Annotated in this window: 13 protein-coding genes and 1 pseudogene; 2 read left to right on the top strand and 12 right to left on the bottom strand. The window is 59.3% G+C overall.

From position 1 onward, the window contains the following. Positions 1-33: 33 nt before the first annotated feature. Positions 34-873: a putative rhamnosyl transferase gene (locus tag AAFO90_RS14655; RefSeq protein WP_347509844.1), complete on the top strand. Its 840-nt coding sequence runs from the start codon at positions 34-36 to the stop codon at positions 871-873. Here the strand turns inward: AAFO90_RS14655 and AAFO90_RS14650 are convergent. From AAFO90_RS14650 to secE, 12 genes and pseudogenes are all read right to left on the bottom strand, one after another. After that, entirely contained in the window at positions 832-1,698 is an 867-nt protein-coding gene (locus AAFO90_RS14650; RefSeq protein ID WP_274830262.1) for a DMT family transporter, read from the bottom strand. The two genes, AAFO90_RS14655 and AAFO90_RS14650, sit on opposite strands and share 42 nt — an antisense overlap. A gap of 3 nt (positions 1,699-1,701) precedes the next feature. Beyond that, positions 1,702-2,508 (bottom strand): glycosyltransferase, encoded by an 807-nt coding sequence (locus tag AAFO90_RS14645; protein WP_347509843.1) that lies wholly within the window; start codon positions 2,506-2,508, stop codon positions 1,702-1,704. A gap of 144 nt (positions 2,509-2,652) precedes the next feature. Next, complete coding sequence (rpoC, locus tag AAFO90_RS14640; protein WP_065271485.1) at positions 2,653-6,894, bottom strand: DNA-directed RNA polymerase subunit beta'; 4,242 nt, start codon at positions 6,892-6,894, stop codon at positions 2,653-2,655. 51 nt (positions 6,895-6,945) lie between these two features. After that, positions 6,946-11,082 (bottom strand): DNA-directed RNA polymerase subunit beta, encoded by a 4,137-nt coding sequence (gene rpoB / locus AAFO90_RS14635; protein WP_065271486.1) that lies wholly within the window; start codon positions 11,080-11,082, stop codon positions 6,946-6,948. Between the two features lie 282 nt (positions 11,083-11,364). After that, the gene (gene rplL, locus AAFO90_RS14630; protein ID WP_065271487.1) at positions 11,365-11,739 is read right to left on the bottom strand and encodes a 50S ribosomal protein L7/L12; all 375 of its coding nucleotides are present in this window, start codon (positions 11,737-11,739) and stop codon (positions 11,365-11,367) included. An 81-nt stretch (positions 11,740-11,820) separates the two neighbouring features. Next, positions 11,821-12,339, bottom strand: a complete 519-nt coding sequence (gene rplJ, locus AAFO90_RS14625) for a 50S ribosomal protein L10 (protein ID WP_065271488.1) — start codon at positions 12,337-12,339, stop codon at positions 11,821-11,823. 301 nt (positions 12,340-12,640) lie between these two features. Then, the gene (locus AAFO90_RS14620) at positions 12,641-13,168 is read right to left on the bottom strand and encodes a hypothetical protein (RefSeq protein WP_347509848.1); all 528 of its coding nucleotides are present in this window, start codon (positions 13,166-13,168) and stop codon (positions 12,641-12,643) included. A gap of 143 nt (positions 13,169-13,311) precedes the next feature. After that, positions 13,312-13,608, bottom strand: a pseudogene (locus AAFO90_RS14615) (glycosyltransferase family 2 protein); the annotation flags it as partial. 83 nt (positions 13,609-13,691) lie between these two features. Beyond that, complete coding sequence (rplA, locus tag AAFO90_RS14610) at positions 13,692-14,390, bottom strand: 50S ribosomal protein L1 (protein WP_065271490.1); 699 nt, start codon at positions 14,388-14,390, stop codon at positions 13,692-13,694. 1 nt (position 14,391) lies between these two features. After that, positions 14,392-14,817 carry a 50S ribosomal protein L11 gene (gene rplK / locus AAFO90_RS14605; protein WP_065271491.1) on the bottom strand — a complete coding sequence of 142 codons (426 nt, stop codon included), beginning with the start codon at positions 14,815-14,817 and terminating at the stop codon, positions 14,392-14,394. A gap of 133 nt (positions 14,818-14,950) precedes the next feature. Further along, positions 14,951-15,484, bottom strand: coding sequence for a transcription termination/antitermination protein NusG (gene nusG, locus AAFO90_RS14600; RefSeq protein ID WP_065271492.1), 534 nt, complete (start codon positions 15,482-15,484; stop codon positions 14,951-14,953). Positions 15,485-15,718: 234 nt separating this feature from the next. Continuing rightward, positions 15,719-15,916: a preprotein translocase subunit SecE gene (gene secE / locus AAFO90_RS14595; RefSeq protein ID WP_065271493.1), complete on the bottom strand. Its 198-nt coding sequence runs from the start codon at positions 15,914-15,916 to the stop codon at positions 15,719-15,721. Positions 15,917-16,371: 455 nt separating this feature from the next. Between secE and AAFO90_RS14590 the strand changes: the two genes are divergently transcribed. Further along, the gene (locus AAFO90_RS14590; RefSeq protein WP_347509842.1) at positions 16,372-18,561 is read left to right on the top strand and encodes a tetratricopeptide repeat protein; all 2,190 of its coding nucleotides are present in this window, start codon (positions 16,372-16,374) and stop codon (positions 18,559-18,561) included. The last annotated feature ends 159 nt before the right edge of the window (positions 18,562-18,720 follow it).

The following is an 18,720-nucleotide window of genomic DNA, read 5'->3' as shown; positions in this document are numbered from 1 at the left end:
CCACGCTTTTGTTTTTAACAGGGATCGCATGTTATGCAGGTTATCGGATTGTGCCGCTTCTCTTATGTAGGGCACGGCGGCTACAAGCAGGAGCACGCCAGCCTAGAGGAACGCCGTGCCTATCTTTATGCGCCCGAACGGCTTGAGGAGCGGTTCCGCCTGTTCGAAACTGTCTGCCTGCCCTCGGTCATCGGTCAGACCGACGCGGATTTCCAGCTGCTGGTCGTGGTCGGTGAGTGCTTTCCCCTCCCCTATCTCGACCGGCTGCTGACCCTCACCGAACCTTTGCCGAATGTGGTCGTTTCCGTGCAGCCGCCGGGCCGTCACCGGCGGGTGATGATCCAGATGCTAAACGACGCGCGCGAAAACCCGGATGCGCCCTGCCTGCAGTTTCGTCTAGACGATGACGATGCGATGGCGGTGTCATTCGTGGAACGGCTGAAACAGGCGGCGCAGGACCTAGAACCGGTCTGGCCGCGCTATCCGATGACCACCATCGATTTCAACCGCGGCTATGTCTATCGCGCCAGTGCCGATGGGCTGGCGATCAAACCGGACCGCTACCCCTACACTGCGCTTTCTATGGGAGTCGTAGTGGCGGGCGGGTCCAACCAGACGATCATGCATCACGGCCATCATACCCTTTGGCGGGTCACACCAACGCTGACCATTCCGGATGGCGACATGTATCTGCGTGGTTACAACAGCTTCAACGATTCCCGCTCCAAGGGGCGCGGCAAGGAGATCAGCGTCACCCCTGTCACACCAGAGGAAGCGCACCATCTGAAACAGACCTTCAACGTCGATAGCACCGCAGTCGCGCGGGCGTTCTCATCCCCCGGTCTGCTGCCGCTCCCGGTAGAAGGTGAATAGGCCCGCCGCCACAACGACGGCCGCGCCGGTCAGAGTAAGCACACCCGGCCAATCACCAAACACTGCCCAGCCGAGGAACAGCGCCCACAACAACCCGCTGTATCGGAAGGGCGAGACCACGGCGACGTCTCCGACCCGCATGGTCATGACCGAAAACAGATAGCCGGCAAAGATGAAGCAGGCCGCCCCCATGAGCAGACCCAGATGCCAGCCCTGCATCGGCTGCCAGTCCTGCTGGGTGCTGTAGATCAGGCCAAAACTCAGCACTGTCAAAGAGGCCATCAACGTCACCGTCATCGACGGAACCGCCGCCGACATCCGCCGGGTAAACAGATCCCGGGCCGTGACGCAGCCAACCGCACCCAGTGCATACAAAGAGGCGCCATCGAACCCCTCTGGCCCCGGCTGCACGATCAGCAGCATACCGCAGAACCCCGCAAGGATCGCCGCCATGCGCCGCCAGCCGATGCTTTCGCCAAAGAACAGCGCCGCCCCCAGCGTCACGGTCAGCGGCAGCATTTGCAGTACGGCAGTCACATTGGCGAGCGGCATCAGCATCAGCGCGCTGAGGAAGAGGTAAGTCGCCCCCGCTTCGGACAGGCAGCGGCCCAGAACCAGCATCCAGTCGCCCCGTGGCAGGTTCATCCGCAAGCTGCCCAGATAGCGCGCCAGCAGGAAAATCAGCAGTGACGCAACCCCGCCGCGGACCACAAGAATCTGCGACAGCGGCAGATCCGCCCCCACGGATTTCACCAGCGTATCATTGAAGGTAAAGGCCGCCATGCTGCCCATCATCAACAGGGCACCGGTCTGATTGGGTTTCATGCGCTATACCGCCTTCAGCTGCGACAGCGTCAGACCGAAATGGCGTTGCAGCGCGCTGTCGAGCTCTTCCTCGGTCATCTGATGAGTGATCCCTTTTTGGGTGGGATCGGATTTATTGTCACCATGGATAGTGCGCAGGAAGGATGGCACCGAAATATCCGAATAAAGGCTATAGTGCCGCGCCAGTTTGCGGTGGTTGAACTTGTAGGGATTCGCGGCGCTTCCAACCGGGGCCACCAGCGCGGTGCCTGCCGACAGGGGCGCCTGTTCGACCGCGTCGAAGACCTCCGGCCCATCCAGCGTCGCCCGCACGTAAAAGCCCCGGTTATAGGCAATGACAAAAGCACCGCCTTCGGGTTGCAGCGGCAGGATCCCAGCCGCCAGACGTTTTGTGCGTGCCACAAAATCAATATCAACCGCGTCATCATCATCCAGACGGAACAGGATGCGGTGACTGCCCTCCCCTGCCGGAATGGAATCATACCCCCGGCGTAACAGCCGGTAATGATTTCGGGTTCCGACCGGACGGCAATGCAGATTGCGATGCGGCGCGAGCAGCGCCTTCAGCCTTTGCATATAGCGATCAGGCATCGACGCCGCAGTCAGCACCACGACGTCAAATTCGGGATCGCTTTGCCGAAGCAGCGAAGGCAGGCACAGCTCTTCGAAAACGCGAAAGCGGAGCTCCATCCGGTCCTCGGAAAACAGATGTGCCGCCGTTTCCTCCAGTGTGCTGAAGCGTTCGGAATAATAGGTAGGCGTAAGAACCGAGAACCGGACCAGTCCAACCATCTTCAACTGCTCTGACATTTCCCCTCCCCCGGTTGCGCGCACAGAAAACACCGGGGCGCAGCACTTGGGAAGAGGCATTCGCCGGTTGGGGGACGTCAGACAAAAGAAAACCCCCGCGCCATCGGCGCGGGGGCATTCATTTTCAAAAAGTCAGTCGACGGATCAGTCGCGGCTTTCCGGTGTTTCCACCAGATTGTCGAAGTCGCCACCGGACACGTCGTCCTCCATCACCGGAGCGGCCAGAGCAGCTGCGGCCTCGGCTTCTTCGCGGCGCGCTTCCAGAACCACATTGTCGCGGGACTGAGCGATATGGCGCATCTGCTGGGTTGCACCACCGGTACCGGCCGGGATCAGGCGACCAACGATGACGTTTTCCTTCAGGCCAACCAGCTTGTCCTTCTTGCCCTGAACCGAAGCCTCGGTCAGCACGCGGGTGGTCTCCTGGAAGGAGGCCGCCGAGATGAACGAACGGGTCTGCAGCGACGCCTTGGTGATACCAAGCAGGATCGGTGCGCCCTGTGCCGGACGTTTGCCGCGCGACAGTGCCTTCTCGTTGGCAGCGTCGAACTCCTGCTTGTCCACGTGTTCGCCTTTTAGCAGCGTGGTTTCGCCGGAGTCGGAGATCTCCCACTTCTGCAGCATCTGGCGAACGATCACCTCGATGTGCTTGTCGTTGATCTTCACGCCCTGCAGACGATAGACGTCCTGAACTTCGTCGATCATGTAGTTCGCCAGAGCCTCGACACCCATAATTGCAAGGATGTCGTGCGGCGCCGGGTTGCCGTCCATGATGTAGTCGCCCTTCTGCACGAAGTCACCTTCCTGCACCGGGATGTGCTTGCCCTTGGGCACCATGTATTCGACGGTTTCCAGGCTCTCATCCGCGGGTTCGATCGAGATGCGGCGCTTGTTCTTGTAGTCGCGGCCAAAGCGCACGTAACCATCGATTTCGGCGATGATTGCGTGGTCTTTCGGACGACGGGCTTCGAACAGTTCGGCCACACGCGGCAGACCACCGGTAATGTCCTTGGTCTTGGCGCCTTCACGCGGGATACGCGCAACAACGTCACCGGCCTCGATCTGTTGACCGTCTTCACAGGACAGGATCGCATCAACGGACATCGGGTAGGTAACCGGGTTGCCCAGATCGTTGCGGACCGGCTCGCCGTCAGCATCCACAAGGATGATTTCCGGCTTCAGGTCGTTGCCTTTCGGTGCCGCACGCCAGTCGACCACGATCTTCTGGGTCATGCCGGTGGCTTCGTCGGTCTCGTCGCGGACGGCAAGGCCCGAAACCAGATCGACGTATTTGGCAGTACCCGGCTTTTCCGCGATGATCGGCAGGGTGTAGGGGTCCCATTCGAACAGCTTGTCGCCACGGGCAACGGATTGACCGTCGGTGACGAACAGCTTGGAGCCATAGCCCAGCTTGTGGCTGGCGCGCTCTTCGCCGTGCTCGTCCTGAATGATCAGCTTCATGTTACGGCCAACCACCAGCGTTTCGCCGTTGGCGTTCTGCAGGATCTGAGCGTTCTCGAAGACGATCTTGCCTTCCTGGCTCGCCTCGAGGAACGACTGCTGACCACCCTGGGCAACACCGCCGATGTGGAAGGTCCGCATCGTCAGCTGTGTACCAGGTTCACCGATCGACTGCGCGGCGATGATGCCGACAGCCTCGCCCGAGTTGACCATGGTACCGCGCGCAAGGTCACGGCCATAGCACATGGCGCAGACGCCCTCTTCGCTTTCGCAGGTCAGAGGCGAACGGATCCGCGTGGAGGCAACACCGGCTTCCTGCACGGCATCCGCCATGCGTTCGTCGATGAGCTGCCCCTGTGCGACGATCACCTCTTCAGTGCCCGGACGTTTGATGTCCTCGGCCGCAACACGGCCCAGCAGACGTTCACCGATGCTGGCAACCACTTCACCGTCGTTGACCGCAGCCTCTGCTGTGATCGCACGCTCGGTGCCGCAGTCGCGCTCCCGCACGATGCAGTCCTGCGCCACGTCCACCAGACGACGGGTCAGGTAACCCGAGTTCGCCGTTTTCAGAGCGGTATCCGACAGACCCTTACGGGCACCGTGGGTGGAGTTGAAGTACTCCAGAACCGTAAGGCCTTCTTTAAAGTTCGAGATGATCGGGGTCTCGATGATGTCGCCGTTCGGCTTGGCCATCAGGCCGCGCATACCGCCCAGCTGCTTCATCTGCGTAACCGAGCCACGCGCACCGGAGTGGGCCATCATGTAAACCGAGTTCGGCTCCATCACGGCACCGTTCTCGTCCCGCTTGTCGGCGGAGATGGTGCTCATCATCGCCTCGGTGACCTTGTCGTTACACTTCGACCAGGCATCAACAACTTTGTTGTACTTTTCGCCCTGAGTGATCAGGCCGTCCATGTACTGCTGTTCGAAGTCCTTCACCTGCTCGCGTGTCTCGTCGACGATGGTCCACTTGCCGTCCGGGATCACCATGTCGTCCTTGCCGAACGAAATGCCTGCCTTGAACGCTTCGCGGAAACCCATGGTCATGATCTGGTCACAGAAGATCACGGACTCTTTCTGACCGCAGTAACGGTAGACGGTGTCGATGACCTGCTGCACCTCTTTCTTCCGCAGAAGACGGTTGACCAGTTCAAACGGCGCCTTGGCGTTCTTCGGCAGCAGCGCGCCCAGACGAACACGGCCCGGGGTGGTCTCAAAACGCTTGAGAACCTCGTTGCCTTCTTCGTCGATCTGAGTGATCCGCGCGGTGATCTTGGTGTGCAGGTGCACTTCGCCGGCGTCCAGAGCGTGCTGAACTTCGTCGATGGTCCCAAAGACCTTGCCTTCGCCCACCATGCCTTCGCGTTCCAGGGTCACATAGTAGAGACCCAAGATCATATCCTGCGAGGGAACGATGATCGGCGCGCCGTTTGCGGGCGACAGAACGTTGTTGGTGGACATCATCAGGACGCGCGCTTCCAGCTGGGCCTCAAGGCTCAGCGGCACGTGCACGGCCATCTGGTCACCGTCGAAGTCCGCGTTGAACGCCGAGCAGACCAGCGGGTGCAGCTGGATAGCCTTACCTTCGATCAGCGTGGGTTCGAAGGCTTGAATACCAAGACGGTGCAGCGTCGGTGCGCGGTTCAGCATCACCGGGTGCTCACGGATAACCTCGTCGAGGATATCCCAGACTTCGGGGCGCTCTTTTTCCACCAGCTTCTTCGCCTGCTTCACGGTGGAGGACAGACCTTTGGCCTCCAGACGTGAATAGATGAAGGGCTTGAACAGTTCGAGCGCCATCTTCTTGGGTAGACCACACTGATGCAGCTTCAGCTCGGGACCTGTCACAATGACCGAACGGCCGGAGAAGTCGACGCGCTTACCCAGAAGGTTCTGACGGAAGCGACCCTGCTTACCTTTCAGCATGTCGGACAGCGACTTCAGCGGGCGCTTGTTGGCGCCTGTGATAACGCGGCCACGGCGGCCGTTGTCAAACAGGGCGTCAACGGATTCCTGCAGCATCCGCTTTTCGTTGCGGACGATGATGTCAGGCGCGCGCAGTTCGATCAGACGCTTCAGACGGTTATTCCGGTTGATCACACGACGGTAAAGGTCGTTGAGGTCGGAGGTCGCGAAACGACCGCCATCCAGCGGAACCAGCGGACGCAGTTCCGGCGGGATGACCGGGATCACGGTCATGATCATCCACTCGGGACGGTTACCCGACTCGAGGAAGGACTCGACCACTTTCAGACGCTTGATGATCTTCTTGGGCTTCAGTTCGCCGGTGGCTTCGGCCAGTTCGGCGCGCAGCTGCTCGGCTTCGGCTTCCAGATCGATCGCGGCCAGCATTTCACGGATCGCTTCGGCACCGATATTGGCGGTGAAGGCGTCCATGCCGTACTGGTCCTGGGCGTCCATGTACTCTTCTTCTGTCATCATCTGGCCGTAGGTGAGGTCGGTCAGACCCGGCTCGATGACAACGTAGTTTTCAAAGTACAGCACGCGTTCCAGATCGCGCAGGGTCATGTCCAGCATCAGGCCGATGCGCGACGGCAGCGACTTCAGGAACCAGATATGCGCAACCGGCGAGGCCAGTTCGATGTGGCCCATGCGCTCGCGGCGGACCTTTTGCAGGGTGACTTCCACACCGCATTTTTCGCAGACAACGCCGCGATATTTCATGCGCTTATATTTGCCGCAAAGGCATTCGTAATCTTTGATCGGGCCAAAGATACGGGCGCAGAACAGACCATCACGCTCGGGCTTGAAGGTCCGGTAGTTGATGGTCTCGGGCTTTTTGATTTCGCCATAAGACCACGACAGGATCCGCTCGGGCGACGCCAGCGATACCTTGATCTCATCGAAAACCTTCGGCGGGGTCAGCGGGTTGAACGGGTTATTGGTGATTTCCTGGTTCATTTTGATACCTCAAATCTTGCGGAAGGGGGGACGGGAGAAGGGCAAGCGCCCTTACTCCTCAACCTCCGCATCCAGGAGTTCCATATTCAGGCCAAGGCCACGGACTTCTTTGACCAGAACGTTGAATGATTCCGGTACGCCCGCCTCGAAGTTGTCTTCGCCCTTGACGATGCTTTCATAGACCTTGGTCCGGCCTGCGACGTCATCCGATTTCACGGTGAGCATCTCCTGCAGGGTGTAGGCGGCGCCGTAAGCTTCCAGAGCCCAGACCTCCATCTCCCCGAAGCGCTGACCACCGAACTGCGCCTTACCACCCAGCGGCTGCTGTGTGACGAGCGAGTATGGACCGGTCGAACGTGCGTGGATCTTGTCGTCGACCAGGTGGTGCAGTTTCAGAAGATACTTGATGCCGACGGTGACCGGGCGGGCAAACTGCTCACCAGTGCGGCCGTCAAACAGGATCGACTGACCGGACTTGTCAAAGCCAGCACGTACCAGCGCGTCGTTGACGTCATCCTCTTTCGCACCGTCGAAGACCGGCGTCGCGATCGGCACACCACGGGCAACATTGTTGGCCGCATCGATCAGGTCGGCTTCGGACATATCCGCAATGCCTTCGTCATAGACGTCCTGACCATATGCGTGATGCATCGCATCGCGCACCGGAGTCAGATCGCCGGAACGACGGTATTCCTGCAGCGCCTCGTCCACCTTGATGCCGAGACCGCGTGCGGCCCAACCCATGTGGGTTTCAAGGATCTGACCGACGTTCATACGCGACGGAACACCCAGCGGGTTCAGACAGAAATCGACCGGGGTGCCATCCGCGAGGAACGGCATGTCCTCCATCGGAACCACTTTCGAAATCACACCTTTGTTGCCGTGACGGCCGGCCATCTTGTCGCCCGGCTGCAGCTTACGCTTCACAGCGATGAAGACCTTGACCATCTTCATCACACCCGGCGGCAGGTCGTCGCCGCGGCGGACCTTCTCGACCTTGTCTTCGAAACGGGCATCCAGAGCGCGTTTTTGCACTTCGTACTGCTCGTTCAGGGCCTCGACAATCTGAGCGTCTTTCTCGTCCTCAAGGGCGAGCATCCACCACTGACCGCGGCTGAGGGAGGCCAACAGATCCTCGGTGATTTCCGAGCCTGCCTTGATGCCTTTCGGGCCTTTGACAGCGGTTTTGCCGACCAGCATGTCCTTTAGACGGGCATAGATGTTGCGATCCAGGATCGCCATCTCGTCGTCGCGGTCACGGGCCAGACGTTCGACTTCCTCACGCTCGATCTGCAGCGCACGTTCGTCTTTTTCGACACCGTGACGGTTGAAGACGCGGACTTCGACCACGGTACCGTAGTCACCCGGCTTCACACGCAGCGAGGTATCGCGGACGTCCGAGGCTTTCTCACCGAAGATGGCGCGCAGAAGCTTTTCTTCCGGCGTCATCGGGCTTTCGCCCTTCGGCGTGATCTTACCGACCAGAATGTCGCCCGGCTCAACATCCGCACCGATGTAAACGATGCCAGCCTCGTCGAGGTTGCGCAGCGCTTCTTCACCGACGTTCGGGATGTCGCGGGTGATCTCTTCCGGACCCAGCTTGGTGTCACGGGCGGCGACTTCGAATTCCTCGATGTGGATCGAGGTGAAGACGTCGTCACGCGCAATACGCTCCGAGATCAGAATGGAGTCTTCGTAGTTGTAGCCGTTCCAGGGCATGAAGGCGACGACGACGTTCTTACCGAGAGCCAGTTCGCCCATATCGGTCGACGGACCATCGGCGATAACTTCGCCCTTGCGCACTTCCTGACCCACTTTCACCAGAGGACGCTGGTTGATGCAGGTGTTCTGGTTGGAACGCTGGAACTTGCGCATACGGTAGATGTCAACGCCCGCATCGCCCAGCTCCAGATCGGAAGTGGCGCGGATCACGATACGCTGGGCATCGATCTGGTCGATGATACCGCCACGTTTCGCCATGATCGCAGCGCCCGAGTCGCGGGCCACGATTTCCTCGATACCGGTACCGACCAGCGGCGCCTCGGCGCGCAGCAGCGGAACCGCCTGACGTTGCATGTTCGAGCCCATCAGAGCGCGGTTGGCGTCGTCGTTTTCAAGGAACGGGATCAGCGAGGCCGCAACCGAGACCAGCTGCTTGGGCGAAACGTCGATCAGGTCAACGTTTTCGCGCGGCGCCAGCGTGTAGTCGCCGGACTGACGGGTCGAAACCAGATCGTTCTGGAATTTGCCTTCATCATCCAGGGTCGCGTTGGCCTGCGCCACGGTGTGACGCATTTCCTCGGTCGCGGACATGTAGTGCACTTCGTCGGTGACCTTTGCGTCCTTGACGACGCGGTAAGGTGTTTCGATGAAGCCATACTTGTTCACGCGGGCAAAGGTCGCCAGCGAGTTGATCAGACCGATGTTCGGGCCTTCCGGCGTTTCAATCGGGCACATCCGGCCATAGTGGGTCGGGTGAACGTCGCGCACCTCAAAGCCTGCGCGCTCGCGGGTCAGACCGCCCGGGCCAAGCGCCGAGAGGCGACGTTTGTGGGTGACTTCCGACAGCGGGTTGGTCTGGTCCATGAACTGCGACAACTGCGAGGAGCCGAAGAATTCGCGGACAGCCGCAGCCGCCGGTTTCGCGTTGATCAGATCCTGCGGCATTACCGTGTCGATCTCGACCGAGGACATACGTTCCTTGATCGCGCGCTCCATGCGCAGCAGGCCGACGCGGTACTGGTTTTCCATCAGTTCGCCAACGGAACGGACACGACGGTTGCCAAGGTGGTCGATGTCGTCGATGTCGCCCTTGCCGTCGCGCAGCTCCACCAGAGCCTTGATGCAGGAGACGATGTCTTCCTTGCGCAGGGTCCGCTGGGTGTCTTCGGCGTCCAGTGCCAGGCGCATGTTCATCTTCACACGGCCAACCGCGGAGAGATCGTAACGCTCGGAGTCAAAGAACAGGGTGTCGAACAGAGCCGAAGCCGCTTCGACGGTGGGCGGCTCGCCCGGACGCATCACGCGATAGATATCCATGAGCGCCGTGTCGCGGCCCATGTTCTTGTCCATCGCCATGGTGTTGCGCATGTAGGGACCGACGTTGACGTTATCGATGTCCAGAACCGGAATCTCGGTGACGCCCGCGTCCAACAGTTCCTTGACGGTGCCGCCGATGATCTCGCCGTCCTTGTCGTATTCCAGCGTCAGCTCGTCACCGGCTTCCACATAGATGGCGCCGTTTTCTTCGTTGATCAGATCCTTGGCAACGAATTTTCCGACGATCTGCTCGAAGGGCACCAGAAGTTCGGTGATCGAACCCTCGTCGATCATCTTCTTCACGGCGCGCGGTGTGACTTTCTTGCCCGCTTCGCAGATGATTTCGCCGGTTGCAGCGTCGACCAGGTCATAGGTCGGACGGGTACCACGGACGCGCTCAGGGAAGAACGGCGTGACCCAGCCGCGGCTTTTGTCCAGCTTGAAGGTGACGGTATCGTAATAGGCATCCATGATGCCTTCCTGGTCCAGCCCCAGAGCGTACAGCAGGGTGGTCACAGGCAGCTTGCGGCGACGGTCGATCCGGGCAAAGACGATGTCTTTGGCGTCGAATTCGAAATCGAGCCAGGAGCCGCGATACGGGATGATGCGGCAGGCGAACAGCAGTTTACCCGACGAGTGCGTCTTGCCCTTGTCGTGGTCAAAGAACACACCCGGCGAACGGTGCATCTGGCTGACGATCACACGTTCGGTGCCGTTGACGACAAAGGTACCGTTCGGGGTCATCAGGGGCATATCGCCCATGAAGACGTCCTGTTCCTTGATGTCCTTGACCGAGCGGGCGCCGGTGTCTTCGTCGACATCGAACACGATCAGACGCAGGGTGACCTTCAGCGGCGCCGAGTAGGTCATGTCGCGTTGCATGCACTCTTCGACGTCATATTTCGGTTTTTCCAGCGCGTATTTCACGAACTCGAGAACGGAGTTTTCATTGAAATCCTTGATCGGGAAGACAGATTGAAAAACACCGTTGATACCTTCGCCGTCCAGCGGTGCTTCGGCGTCACCCGAGCGAAGGAACAGGTCGTAGGAAGATTTTTGAACCTCAATGAGGTTCGGCATATCCAGCACTTCGCGGATCTTGCCATAATATTTGCGAAGACGTTTCTGGCCAAGGAACGTTTGAGCCATGTCAGATGTCACCTTTCGAATTTCTCACCGGACAAGGATGCCGCCGGGCTTCGGCATCTTGCCCATACGAGATAGAGCGTTCGGATCAATTCATGGCCGCCGTCCCGAATGGCTGCCTCCCGATCCTGTGAACCGCGCCTAAGAAAGAGACCCAATCAAAAGGTCCCTTTCTGAGACAGGTTCGGCTGGACCCGGGTTTCCCCGGATCCAGCCAAATTCTAAGGGAGCGCAGAGCAAGATTTCGCAGGGAAACCGCTGCCCTTATGTCCCGCCAAAGGTGGCTTAGGCCACTTCGACTTCGGCGCCAGCTGCTTCCAGCTTGCCTTTGATGTCTTCGGCTTCGGCTTTGTCGATGCCTTCTTTGATCTTGCCGCCGGCTTCAACCAGTTCCTTGGCTTCTTTCAGGCCCAGGCCGGTGATCGCGCGAACTTCTTTGATCACGTTGATTTTCGAAGCGCCGGCGTTCTTCAGAACGACGTCGAATTCGGTTTTCTCTTCTTCAGCTGCGCCACCGGCGTCGCCACCAGCTGCAACCATCACAGCGCCGCCAGCTGCGGGCTCGATGCCATACTCGTCTTTGAGGATGGTTTTCAGTTCTTGTGCTTCAAGCAGGGTCAGACCAACGATCTCTTCTGCCAGTTTCTTCAGATCAGCCATTTTATCAGCTCTTTCCGTTTGTAAGTATGTGTTTCCAGCGTATGAACATTTGCTCCACGCCAGTCATTCAGTGCCAACCGCTTACGCAGCTTCCGCCTTCTCTTCGATGGTCGAAAGGATGCTTGCGATGTTGCTTGCAGGTGCGCCAACTGCGCCAGCGATGTTGGAAGCGGGTGCGCCAAGCATGCCTGCGATGGTAGCAATAAGCTCCTCGCGGGACGGCATTTTCGACACGGCTTCGACACCGGCACGGTCCAGAGCGTTCTCACCCATTGCGCCGCCGAGGATCTCAAACTTCTTGTTATCCTTGGCGAAGTCCTCGGCCACCTTGGCTGCTGCCACGGGGTCCTCGGAATAGGTCAGTACGGTCATCCCTGTCAGCAGGTCAGACATGCTTTCACACGGCTTACCCTCGAGGGCGATTTTGGCGAGCCTGTTTTTGGCAACACGCACGGCACCGCCCGCGTCACGAGCACGTGCGCGAAGGTCCTGCATCTCGGCAACTGTCAGACCGGTGTAGTGGGCTACGACCACCACGCCAGAGCTTTCGAAGATCTGGCCGAGTTCCTCGACCAATTTCTCTTTCTGGGCTCTATCCACAGTTCTCTCCAGGTTTTGGGGGGCTTGCGCTCCCCGGCTCTTTGATGTGCCGAACCAGATGGCCCGGCGTTCAAGTCCGCAATACGGGGTTAGCCAAAGTCGCCCGAGGGTATAGAAACCCTCGATCTATTGGTCTTTCCCGTCTCAGGAGGGAAATTAAGGCCCGATCGAGAGGCCACCCACCATCTTGGACGAAATGAAATAAAGCGCACGACGAATCGCACGCTTTACCTCATGGCCGTAGTTAAAGCGTTGAGACGTGATTTCCAAGCGGAAATTTGACCCACAGAGCAGTTCGCACTCAGGCCGCCGACCGCCCTGGCAGGGTCAGCACGGAGAGATCCAGCATTCGCGCCAGCGGCGCGGCCGTATCCACCTCTGCTTCTAAACATACACCATGGGCCCGCATGCGCGCCAGCACTTCGGGACGGACCCGGTGCAACCGGTTGCAAAGGGCCAAAAGCGCAGCCTCTCGCGCCGCCTCGGCGTGCCCCGCTGCCTCAATCTCCCGGATGCAATCTCCGACGTATTTGGTGAAGCCGCTGGACGCCAGACGCCAGGCCACCTTGCGGCGCCAGCCCTCATACTCCGGGGCCAGGTAATGCAGCAGGTAAAGCCCGCTAGCGACCCCCAATACGACTTCAGGCAAGCGCTGACCCTCGGCGTCATGCGCCCAATGCTGGCGCAGATAGATACCCTGCAGCCCAGCCCGGATAAAGGATTTCCCCTGCGGGTGGCCGACAAGCCCCATCCGGCGCGGCCCAAACAGCGGCACATCCTCTCCATAGACATCACGCCGGACCGCTCGTGGCATCGGGGTGCGGAACACGGTTTTCTCAGACCGCTCAAGGCCGGAACCACTTCGGCGGTTTCAATCCGTAGCGCCTGTATCTCCACCCCCTGCCCGGCCAGCGCTGCGCGGATATCACCAGCCCCGCCGTTCGCGAATAGAAACTCATACGCATCGACGGACAGCACCCACCCAGAGGCGATCTGGCGATAGGCCCAGGTCAGCGCCCGGATCTGTCGCTTGGGAAAGCGGGCGCGCGCGGCAATGCCGATGCTGCGCCAGAACCCGCTGGTGCAGGGAATGCAGGTGATGGCTGGATGTGGGGAAAGTACAGGGATGGCCGGATCATCGGGATTGTCGAACAGCAGGATCAGACTGCGCGCGCCAAGGTCAAGATACCAGCTGGCAAAACGCAAAGTCTCCTCCAGCGGCTCATTGACCACCGCGATCAGATGCCAGGCATTGCTCCCCTCTGCCATCCGCTGCTCCTCTTCGAAACGGCCCACCAAACAAAAAAAGGGCGGCGCCAACGGCACCGCCCTTCGACATTTATCATGCCAGCTTATTCGCTGACAGCTTTTTCCACGTCGACGGTGACGCCCGGGCCCATGGTCGAAGACAGCGCGATCTTCTTCATGTAAGCGCCCTTGGCACCCGACGGCTTTGCCTTGGCAACAGCCGAAACAAAGGCGCGGACGTTTTCGGCCAGCTTGGCTTCGTCGAAGGAGGCTTTGCCGACACCTGCGTGCACAACGCCGCCTTTTTCCGCCTTGAACTGAACTTCACCGCCTTTGGCTGCTTCCACGGCCGCTTTCACGTCCATGGTCACGGTGCCAACCTTGGGGTTCGGCATCAGGTTGCGCGGGCCGAGGATCTTACCCAGACGGCCAACAACAGGCATCATGTCCGGGGTTGCGATGCAGCGATCAAATTCGATGGTGCCGCCCTGGATGGTTTCCATCAGGTCTTCGGCGCCAACGATGTCCGCACCGGCTTCCTTGGCTTCGTCCGCCTTGGCGCCACGTGCAAAAACAGCAACGCGCATGGATTTGCCGGTGCCGTTGGGCAGACCGATCACACCACGAACCATCTGGTCGGCGTGACGGGTGTCGACACCCAGATTCACGGCGATCTCGATGGTTTCGTCGAATTTCGAAGTGGCGTTGGCCTTCACCAGGGCAACAGCTTCTTCGATGGTCAGGTTCTCTTTGCCAGCGAAGGCTTCGCGCGCTGCGCGGGTACGTTTACCGAGCTTTGCCATCTTACTTCACCTCGATGCCCATGGAGCGGGCGGAGCCCAGGATGATCTGCATCGCCGCTTCGATATCGTTGGCGCTCAGATCTTTCATTTTCGCTTCGGCGATTTCCTTCACCTGAGCAGCGGTCACCGTACCAACGGTTTCGCGGCTCGGGGTCTTGGCACCGGATTTCACCTTGGCAGCCTTCTTCAGGTAGTAAGACGCGGGCGGCGTCTTGATGTCCATGGTGAAGGACTTGTCCTGATAGTAGGTGATCACGGTCGGGCACGGCGCGCCGGGCTCCATGTCTGCGGTCTTGGCGTTGAACGCCTTGCAGAACTCCATGATGTTGATGCCGCGCTGACCCAGAGCCGGACCAACCGGCGGGGAGGGGTTCGCTTGACCTGCAGGAACCTGCAGTTTCATTGTACCAGCAAGCTTCTTGGCCATCTGGTTTCTCCTTTTCCAACACCCTCGGGACGCGTCCTTCGGGCCTTACTGTTGTGTGGTCTGGTCCGGGTGCCGCGGCTCCCTCGCCTCCCACGATGTACGCGCACCGCACAAACGGCGCGCAAAAATCACATCAGGCCTGTTTGGTGACCTGTGTGAAATCCAGTTCGACCGGGGTTTCCCGGCCAAAGATCGATACGGTGACCTTGAGCTTCTGATGCTCGTCGTCGACCCCCTCGACGGTGCCGTCGAAATCCTCGAACGGGCCGTCGTTTACCTTAACCCGCTCACCGATCTCAAAGGAGATCAGGGTACGCGGTGCTTCTTCGCCTTCCTGAACGCGGTTCAGGATGCCGTTCACCTCGGCGTCGCGCATGGGCATCGGACGACCCTGCGGACCAAGGAAACCGGTCACGCGGTTGATCGAGTTGATCAGGTGATAGCCCTGATCGGACATTTCCATGTGCACCAGCACATAGCCCGGCATGAAACGGCGCTCGGTCGAGACTTTTTTGCCTCGACGAACCTCGATCACCTCTTCTGTGGGGACCAGAACTTCGTCGATTTCGTCCTCAAGACCATTTTCGGCAACCGAGGCGCGGATCTGCTCTGCGATTTTCTTTTCGAAGTTCGAAAGAACGCTGACCGAATACCACCGTTTCGCCATGAGCCTGATCGTCCTTGTTTTGCCGGGCGCGCTGCGCCGCCTTCACTTAAATTCGCTACCAGCCTCGGGACTGACCCTTTGGCTGTGCCCTAACAAAAATCGGCGCGCAACACGATTCGCCGCACGCCCATGCCAGAGTTACCGGCTCACCTACCGTCCAATGGGATCAAGATCAAGAGGTAGGGAGGTATTTCCATGCAAGGAAACCCCTGCTCCGGAATCACCCTGCGGCTGTCAGCCGAACATGCCCAGGATGCCGGTCAGACCGGTGCGGATCAGCAGGTCGACCAGAGCAAAGAACACAGCCGTCAAAGCCGCCATGACAAAGACCATCACGGTGGTCAGCAGCACTTCGCGGCGGGTCGGCCATACGACTTTGCCGACTTCAGCGCGAACTTGCTGGATGAACTGAACGGGATTTGTGGTGGCCATGTGGCTTGGTCTCTCTGCTAGCAGGTTCACCGGGATTTAGCCGTTGCGAGCTCTGAATTCAAGCCCCGAAGGAATCCCGGAGCGTTCCCGGCAAAGCATTGCTGCAGACAAGTTGTCAAATGCCGAAACCGGTCGGTAGCACGCATCGTCAATCTTGCAGCGTGGCGCCCCGCACCAAAGAAACCCACTGGGGGTAGCATGCGCGCGGTTGCAGACACGACCAAACCCGGCCGAAGGGATCTCAGAGTTGAATGGCCGAGGGGACTGAACACATTCAATCAGCGCCGCGGCGAGGCGAAAAAGCGCAAAAGGGCAGAGGCGGCAAATCCACATTCCACCGCTGTGAACGAGATAAATCCGATGTTAATTCTCTCATTTCATAGTCAGGCCAACGGCCCGGTAAGTCACCAGAAGGTGCAGAGGTCGACCATAGCGTGCAAATGAGACAGGATGCCATGACCATCGCAACTTCCATGAACAAAGCTCAGCGTCTGGAACGCAACGCCAAACTGGACGAGGCGGCGCTCGTCTACAATGAGATTCTGGAGCGATTTCCCAAGAATGCGCGCGCCCGCGAGGCACTGGCCTCCCTGCAACAGCGGATGCTGCGCGAGCAGAACCCACCGGTCGATGCACAAAAGAAACTGGCTGCCAGTTTTGCCGCTGGAAACTACCGCCAATCGGCCTCCAACTGCGTATCTCTCCTTAACACCTACCGCAAATCTCACTTTCTATGGGACATGCTGGGTCAATGTCACCTCAAGGCCGGAAATCTGGATGAGGCCGCGACATGTTTGAACAAGGCGTGTGAACTCAATCCGCTCGCGCCCGGCACCTATTCGGCGATGGGTGAGGTCTGCGCACAAATGGGCCGCACGAGTGATGCGATTGCTCTATACAAAAAGGCCTTGTCGCTCGACCCTGATCGCATTGCCGCCCTGAACAACCTGGCCAATATCCTGACAGAGCAGAAACAGTACGGTGAAGCCGCCCAGTTGCTTGAACGCGCCTTGTCCCTGTCCCCCAACAACCCGAGCCTGACCTTCAACCTCGCCAACACACTGCGCCTTCTTGGCGACCTGGCTAAGGCCAAAACGCTGTTCGCAAAAGCTTCCAAACTGGCTCCCGAGCTGACCGAAGCGCGTTTCAATCTGGGTCAAATGGAACAGGCCTCAGGCAATCAACAGGAAGCGATCTCTAGCTTCGACGCCGTTCTGCAAGCCAAACCAGGAGACGATCGCGCCCGCGCCCAGAAACTGCACATGATGGCGCAGCTCAATGACTGGACCTGGGTCGAAGAATACAGCGAACACCGACGTCAACTGGGATTGCAGGGAATTTACTGCCCTCCCTTCATTATGATGACGCTCGAAGACAACCCGGACCTGTTGCGACTACGAACCCAGGCCTATGCCAACGCGCATTTTGCGGGCCGCTCCGACACAACACCTGCCCGGCCCGCGAAAAGACCGCAAAAACTGCGCATCGGCTATTTCTCATCTGATTTCCACAGCCACGCAACCATGCACCTTATGGGTGGACTGTTCTCACGACATGACAGCAGTCGCTTTCACATCACTGCCTATTCCTATGGCTCCGCTCCTGCAGACAGTGAACAGGAGCGTGTGGCCCGCAGTGTCGCGCAATTCCGGGATGTTGCAGGTATGCCCGACGATCAGCTGGTTTCAGCAGTCCAGGCAGACGAACTGGACATCGCCGTCGACCTCAAAGGCTATACCGGTGACACCCGAACCGAGTTGTTCGCAAACCGACTGGCACCGCTGCATGTGTCCTACCTCGGCTATCCCGGTACCATGGGCAGCACCGCCTTCGACTACCTGATCGGCGATGCAATGACCTGCCCACCCGGCAGCGAGCGTTTCTACGAAGAGCACCTGATCCGCATGCCACACAGCTATCAGGTGAATGATCAGGATCGGGAAATTTCCAGCAAACAGTTCACCCGGCGCGACTGTGGGCTGCCGGATACGGGCACTGTCTTTTGTTGCTTCAACAACAGCTACAAGATTACACCGCGCGAATACGATATCTGGATGCGGCTCCTCGACCAGACGCCTGACAGCGTTCTTTGGCTGCTGGATACCGGCGCTGTCTCGATGGAAAACCTGCGCCGCGAAGCGCATGCGCGCGGCGTTGATCCGGACCGCCTGATCTTTGCCCCCCGCATGCCACACGCAGAACACCTTGCCCGGCATCGCGCCGCCGATCTGTTCCTCGACACATTCACCGTCAACGCCCACACCACTGCCAGTGATGCGCTTTGGGCAGGGTTGCCAGTCCTGACCATGCCCGGCCGCCAATTCGCCGCCCGCGTCGGGGCCAGCCTCGTCAATGCGGTCGGTCTGCCGGACCTCATTGCCAAGGACGAAGCCGACTACGAAGAAAAGGCATTGACCCTGGCCAATGATGCGGACGCTCTTGCCTCACTTCGCGACAAATTGATGCGCAGGCGTCTGACATCGCCGCTCTTTGACACAGACGGCTTTACCCGTGACCTGGAGCAGGGGTTCGACTTGATCTACGACCGCCACTTGCGGGGCCTGCCCCCGGCGCATGTAAACGTCCCCGGCGAACGGCAGGAAGTCGGTCATTCGAACAAGCGGAACGTCAGTACGGCCGCATAGTCCGGTTCGCTTTTGCCTCACAGCGGGAGGCGTGTGGCATCAATTGTAGAGCTGCGGCTCAGGCTCGCAGCCCCTCCCATCCGCCAATCTGGCCACTTGCTCCCATTTGAGCGGCCAGAATGAAACCGGCATGCCTCATAGGCAACTCGAAAGCTATAG

This window comes from Phaeobacter sp. CAU 1743, assembly GCF_039839315.1.
Classification (GTDB): domain Bacteria; phylum Pseudomonadota; class Alphaproteobacteria; order Rhodobacterales; family Rhodobacteraceae; genus Phycobacter; species Phycobacter gallaeciensis_A.
The sequence above is the reverse complement of the archived record's forward strand: the minus strand, read 5'-3'. Positions and strand labels throughout refer to the sequence as shown.

What these genes read in the sequence shown, in the direction of transcription:
- AAFO90_RS14655 (WP_347509844.1), top strand. Translation starts at nt 34, where the DNA reads ATGCAGGTTATCGGATTGTGCCGCTTCTCTTATGTAGGGCACGGCGGC.
- AAFO90_RS14650 (WP_274830262.1), bottom strand. Translation starts at nt 1,698, where the DNA reads ATGAAACCCAATCAGACCGGTGCCCTGTTGATGATGGGCAGCATGGCG.
- AAFO90_RS14645 (WP_347509843.1), bottom strand. Translation starts at nt 2,508, where the DNA reads ATGTCAGAGCAGTTGAAGATGGTTGGACTGGTCCGGTTCTCGGTTCTT.
- rpoC (WP_065271485.1), bottom strand. Translation starts at nt 6,894, where the DNA reads ATGAACCAGGAAATCACCAATAACCCGTTCAACCCGCTGACCCCGCCG.
- rpoB (WP_065271486.1), bottom strand. Translation starts at nt 11,082, where the DNA reads ATGGCTCAAACGTTCCTTGGCCAGAAACGTCTTCGCAAATATTATGGC.
- rplL (WP_065271487.1), bottom strand. Translation starts at nt 11,739, where the DNA reads ATGGCTGATCTGAAGAAACTGGCAGAAGAGATCGTTGGTCTGACCCTG.
- rplA (WP_065271490.1), bottom strand. Translation starts at nt 14,390, where the DNA reads ATGGCAAAGCTCGGTAAACGTACCCGCGCAGCGCGCGAAGCCTTCGCT.
- rplK (WP_065271491.1), bottom strand. Translation starts at nt 14,817, where the DNA reads ATGGCCAAGAAGCTTGCTGGTACAATGAAACTGCAGGTTCCTGCAGGT.
- nusG (WP_065271492.1), bottom strand. Translation starts at nt 15,484, where the DNA reads ATGGCGAAACGGTGGTATTCGGTCAGCGTTCTTTCGAACTTCGAAAAG.
- secE (WP_065271493.1), bottom strand. Translation starts at nt 15,916, where the DNA reads ATGGCCACCACAAATCCCGTTCAGTTCATCCAGCAAGTTCGCGCTGAA.
- AAFO90_RS14590 (WP_347509842.1), top strand. Translation starts at nt 16,372, where the DNA reads ATGACCATCGCAACTTCCATGAACAAAGCTCAGCGTCTGGAACGCAAC.